The 297-nt window shown below is 51.2% G+C and carries 1 rRNA gene; it reads right to left on the reverse strand.

Features of this window, described 5'->3' with window-relative positions:
• Positions 1–297 (reverse strand): 23S ribosomal RNA (locus M3182_RS25870); the annotation flags it as partial.

Raw genomic sequence — 297 nt, forward strand, 5'->3', positions numbered from 1 at the left:
ATATCGCCCTATTCAGACTCGCTTTCGCTGCGGCTCCGTCTTTCCAACTTAACCTCGCATATGATCGTAACTCGCCGGTTCATTCTACAAAAGGCACGCTATCACCCGGCATTTTTCCGAAGGAAAATATGCACAGGGCTCTAACTACTTGTAGGCACACGGTTTCAGGTTCTCTTTCACTCCCCTTCCGGGGTGCTTTTCACCTTTCCCTCACGGTACTGGTTCACTATCGGTCACTAGGGAGTATTTAGCCTTGGGAGATGGTCCTCCCAGCTTCCGACGGGATTTCACGTGTCC

Source organism: Mesobacillus maritimus, assembly GCF_023715205.1.
Lineage (GTDB): Bacteria > Bacillota > Bacilli > Bacillales > Cytobacillaceae > Mesobacillus_B > Mesobacillus_B maritimus_C.